The 4,840-nt window shown below is 43.6% G+C and carries 6 protein-coding genes and 1 pseudogene; all 7 read left to right on the top strand.

Features of this window, described 5'->3' with window-relative positions:
• Positions 1–65 precede the first annotated feature (65 nt).
• A complete protein-coding gene (locus AB1S50_RS18820) occupies positions 66–680 on the top strand; it encodes a tyrosine-type recombinase/integrase (protein WP_367152755.1) in 615 nt (204 codons plus the stop codon).
• 812 nt (positions 681–1,492) lie between these two features.
• Positions 1,493–2,038: a hypothetical protein gene (locus AB1S50_RS18815; protein ID WP_367152753.1), complete on the top strand. Its 546-nt coding sequence runs from the start codon at positions 1,493–1,495 to the stop codon at positions 2,036–2,038.
• The gene (locus tag AB1S50_RS18810) at positions 2,035–2,409 is read left to right on the top strand and encodes a hypothetical protein (protein WP_367152752.1); all 375 of its coding nucleotides are present in this window, start codon (positions 2,035–2,037) and stop codon (positions 2,407–2,409) included. Before AB1S50_RS18815 ends, AB1S50_RS18810 begins: the two co-directional genes overlap by 4 nt.
• Before the next feature lie 117 nt (positions 2,410–2,526).
• Complete coding sequence (locus AB1S50_RS18805; protein WP_367152751.1) at positions 2,527–2,799, top strand: hypothetical protein; 273 nt, start codon at positions 2,527–2,529, stop codon at positions 2,797–2,799.
• A gap of 110 nt (positions 2,800–2,909) precedes the next feature.
• On the top strand, positions 2,910–3,623 hold the full coding sequence (locus AB1S50_RS18800) for a DUF4386 domain-containing protein (protein WP_367152750.1): 714 nt from the start codon (positions 2,910–2,912) through the stop codon (positions 3,621–3,623).
• Positions 3,624–3,767: 144 nt separating this feature from the next.
• Positions 3,768–3,965: pseudogene (locus AB1S50_RS18795) on the top strand (IS3 family transposase); the annotation flags it as partial.
• Between the two features lie 128 nt (positions 3,966–4,093).
• Complete coding sequence (locus tag AB1S50_RS18790; RefSeq protein WP_367152749.1) at positions 4,094–4,516, top strand: GFA family protein; 423 nt, start codon at positions 4,094–4,096, stop codon at positions 4,514–4,516.
• Positions 4,517–4,840 lie beyond the last annotated feature (324 nt).

Raw genomic sequence — 4,840 nt, 5'->3', positions numbered from 1 at the left:
CAGTGCACCTGGAATCTGCTGAGAAGTAGATTCCAGGTGAAAAAACAAACAATCTCAGGGTTGTTTTGGTCAAATTCAGGCCCGCACCAGAAAATACTGATACTGCCGTAGCGATTGTTGAGTTATTCAGACGTTCCCTAGCATCCCTTGAAAAGAGTAACTCTAAACACGCCCTGCTGGTGGCCAAAGTTTGCTTGGCTACTGGCGCTCGGTGGGGGGAGGCTCAAGGTCTGCGAACCGAGCAGATACGCAATCGCAGGATCACCTTTGCTCGAACAAAAAGTGGGAAGACGCGCACCGTCCCCATTAGCCAGGCATTGGAAGACGAGTTATCAAACAAACGATCAGACAACGGCCCATTGTTCCAATATTGCTATAAGGCGTTTCTCAGAGCGCTCAAAGACAGCGGGATCGATTTACCAAAAGGGCAGGCCAGCCATGTACTTCGTCACACCTTTGCAAGTCACTTTGTGATTCATGGTGGGAATCTCCTCACTTTAAAGGAGATCCTTGGCCACGCTGACATAAAAATGACCATGTGTTACGCCCACTTGGCTCCTGAACACCTAGAAGAGGTGGCTACCAACAACCCCTTAGCTGCGCTGGAACAGCAGCCAAGGTGTCAACAAAGTGTCAACGCAGATGAGAAACAATGGGAAACAGTGAACACCGAAACCTAGCTGCCATGCGGGTTTGCGGCATATAGGGGAGCAACGAAAACCGTTTTGTTTGACTTTTAACCAATTGGTCGCTGGTTCGAATCCAGCACGACCCACCAATAAAATCCTTCAAAATCAATAAGTTGAAGGATCATAAGAGCGGCATCAAGCGAGTTGATACCGCTCTTTTTCGTTTAAGGTGTCAACCTAAAATCAGTAGTTTCAGTTCTGAAGCTCGATACCCTCTGTTTTTACCCCTAAAGCAAAAGATCAGCGCTGATGGCCGCGGAGACTGCCTTCCAGTGTGGGTAGTATGCTGGAAGGCCCCGTTTTGACCGTTCACGCTCTTTTCAATGTGCTCAGTATATGAAAAGGGCAAAAAGTCCCTGGCCCAGAAACAGGGACAGATAAGGTATTCCCCCATTTCGTTGACCAGCCAAAAGCCCAAAACCGCGCAGGCGTGGGGAGGAGTACATTTAGACTGCGAAGGTATTCGTTTCATAAGCAAAAAGCCGAGTGCAGGCCCGGCTTGTTCACCCTTGTAGGTAGTATTCAGAATTCAGGTTTTGCCAAGGGCCGAACTAAAGAGCCACGACTGACATCCACAGAAAACCTTGTCTAACTTATTGATTCTCATGAGGGCGAAAAGTGTTCAAGACCCACGGGTTGTATCAGGCGACTTGAACCAATGGTCTGCTATAACTGGTTGCGTATTAAGCAGAACTCTATAACCTATTGCAAACTATAAACTTGGTTAGGGATTTGCGTGTAATAGACTAGAAATATTAGCCATATGATAATGAACCACTGGCTCTTTAATAAACTGTTATGCTATGAAGCAGCTAAAGTACTGTTTCCTTCTATTTTTGCTTGTCAGTAGTAAAGTACTGGCATGCTCACCAGTTCGTCCAACTATCATTCCGCCATTATCACCAGATGGTGAGTTTCAATATATTTATCCTGATTTCCAAAAAGACTTGGAGAATTCTGTCTGTACGGCAACAGATGTTGCGGTTGTAAAACTTCATAGTGATTCGCTATCTGAGTCAGAAGAAGGCCAAATTATTGCTGTGGCAATTTTGGAATTGCTCCATGGCTGGGGCTATCAGTCTGGTCGTTATATGAAGTACGTAAGAAATGAGACTTCTTGTGGGAAGCTTGAGGAAATTACGGGGTCGGGCTGGTTTGTAGTGCTATTGAACCGTAATGAAGTATATGGTGTAATTTCTTATAGCACTGTAGTGGAGCAAATCAAGTCCAGAGGTGAGCCCGAATACGTGTACTCGGCAATAGGCCTGCTCAAGAACCAGTATAAAATCCTGGGCAGTGAAGCTACGGCCCTCCGCGCCTGCCGTGGGCGTTACGTGCACCAAGTATGACTACTTATCAAGAAGAAATAGAAGGCAGAGAATTCGACTGGCACGCCGAGGATATCGATGGAAATATCGGATTGTTCTCTACGGTAGGTGAAGGGTTCGTTCCTGATAGTATACTGGCAAACTTCACTAGCCATGATGAGATATCGAATTCACTGGATTCTCCCAACTGGGGTAGCCCTGAAGTATGGTCTGATTTCTCTAAGTTGGGCTTCTACGTCTATGATTGGGATCTGCCTGGAGGCCCATACATACAGCGGGGAGAAGCTGTTGCAACAATGTCTATCGAGCTAAAGAATAAAGTTCTTTCTATAGTGGGTGTCCCCAAATTAAACGTCAGGTTCTCCAAATTAAAGGTTGTGCAAAGTGTCTAGTCCAGCATGTAACAAAGCCAAGCACGATCGCCAGCAAAGTTGGCTGAACCTACATTCCGCAGCTTCGCTGCTCCTTTCTGCCCGTGTTGGCGGCTTTATGCATCATGGGAGAGATAGTTGCTAATCGATATCGGTCTATTTCAAGAGGATGAATTGCTCCAGCAAAGTAAGATCAAAGTCACCGAGCAAGAGCAGATTGATGAAAATGGAGCTATATCGCTGAAACATCAACTTATCGAAGATGTCGCCCGTATTGAATTGCGGGTTTACGAGAATGGTGAGCAGCAAATCAAATCGAATCTTGATATGCCTGTGCATCAATCGGATGACTGGGAGTCAATTGAGTTGGCGCAGTATACATTGGCGTTTAGGTGTAGTCTAAATACATAACAAGTTAGTGTTGTTCGTTACAGCCGCAAAAAGCGTGCCTTCCACGGGACGCGCTATACAGATTCCAAACTAAGGCGTTAGATACAGATGTCGATAAAAGGGAATTTTTGATGGAAAATGTTCAATCGTCACTTAAGCTATATGTTAAGCATTTAGGTGCCGCTTATTTAATTTATATAATTTTAGGGATGTCCAATTCGATGCTTTTCAAGGAGGGAATATACGACTTCTCGGTATTCGATGAAACAGAAGCAAGATTTAGATTTGCTCAGGCTATCGATATTATTATGTTTATCGCTGTTATTTGGGCATCTTGGGCGCAGTACTTAGTTACAAAAACAGTAAACAAAAATATTGCTCTTGTGGCACTGCTTTTCAGATTTGGAGAGGGGCTTCTCGGCTTTGTCGCAACAATTGTTATATTGAGCGTCATAGTGGTTTTAAAGAACCAGGAATACTCGACTGTATTTAAGCATGAACAATTGCACGTATTGGCGAGTATTTTTGTGAAAATGAGCGGTTCGATGTGGGATGTTTTGTTAATCATAATGGGTATCGGTGCAACTATTTTTATGTATTTATTTTACGTATCAAGTTATGTACCGAAGTGGTTGGCTCTTTGGGGAGCTTTCACATACATCTCGATGATAGTCTATGGATTCTCGAATATACTATTACTTAGTCCGCCTGAAGTATTGAGAGATCTGATGCTGCCAGGTGCTTTGTTTGAAATCACATTTGGCCTATGGTTATTAATCAAAGGTATTAGTATTGTCCAGAGCAGCAAAAATATGCATAACAAGCCGCTGCAGGCCGACAGCTAACTTTGTGCACTTTATGCGCGGTCGCCGCGCTCCAGTTTTCACGCAGACTGAGCACAAGGCAAGCTGCCCCAGCCAGCGGTGATAAGAATTACTATGAAAGCAATGGTTTACTTTTTAGCTTTCGGGTTTTTGCTGGGCTGTACTCCGATGGAAAGGCGGCTCCGTAGTTTGAAAAGCGAATAAATGCCACCTCTCGGCTACGATTCAATCGCCGAAGCGCGGCGAGATGTCGGCTACTACCTGATGACCTACTACAACTGGGAACGCCGACATCAGCACAACGATGGTGTGCCTCCCGCAGAGATGGAAGAAAATCTTAACGTACTGTCCGGAAATACTTGAATACTACATTAAGGTTGGTTACAAGAAACTATAGATAACTTAACGGAGTGGGATAACAGAGAAGATTCTGATTGCGAAAAAAATTTATATATCGATCAATGTATAGTCAATATAGTTAGGGGTAAATTATGAGTAAAAGGGCCGAAGCCAGGGGAGCTTGTTTGTGTGGAAAGGTTAAAATCGAAGCATTATCTATGTGCCCGGAGAACGTCGGAGCCTGTCATTGTAATATGTGCAGAAAATGGGGTGGTGGCCCCCTTTTGGCAGTTGACTGTAATATGGAAGTAAATTTTGCGGGGGAACATAATATCTCTACTTATTCTTCCTCAGAATGGGCAGAGCGTGGATTTTGCTCACTCTGTGGAACACATCTTTTCTATAAATTAAAGAAAAATGATCAATATATAGTTCCTGTTGGATTATTTGATGAAGTGCAGAAGTTAAATTTTGACCACCAGATCTTTATTGAAGAAAAGCCGAAATATTATACGTTCGCCAATGAAACAACAAATATGACAGGAGAAGAGGTTTTTGCCCAATTTTCAGATTAAACCTTCTAGGTTAGAAAAACTAAGGATAGTTTTCGATCGAACCGGCAATGATAATTGCTAGTCAGATCTGATATTTGCTTGGAAAGCAGGGGTGAAGAAGGCTATTCTACAAAGAAAGTTTCCGTGCTTATAGAGCTAAAAAGAATGTTAAACATTAAGACAAAAACTTTCATATAGGCTCGGCCTAGCAGGCTGTTGATTTTGTCGCCTGAGAACATTGGGTTAGATACAATACGGAAAACGATAACCCACAGAGGATTTTGGTTCAGTGCGCGGTATGGATGTTTTTCAGGAGTCTCTTTTCACAACAGTGCAGTTGGAATC

The organism is Microbulbifer discodermiae, from assembly GCF_040742695.1.
Taxonomy (GTDB): domain Bacteria; phylum Pseudomonadota; class Gammaproteobacteria; order Pseudomonadales; family Cellvibrionaceae; genus Microbulbifer.
The sequence above is the reverse complement of the archived record's forward strand: the minus strand, read 5'-3'. Positions and strand labels throughout refer to the sequence as shown.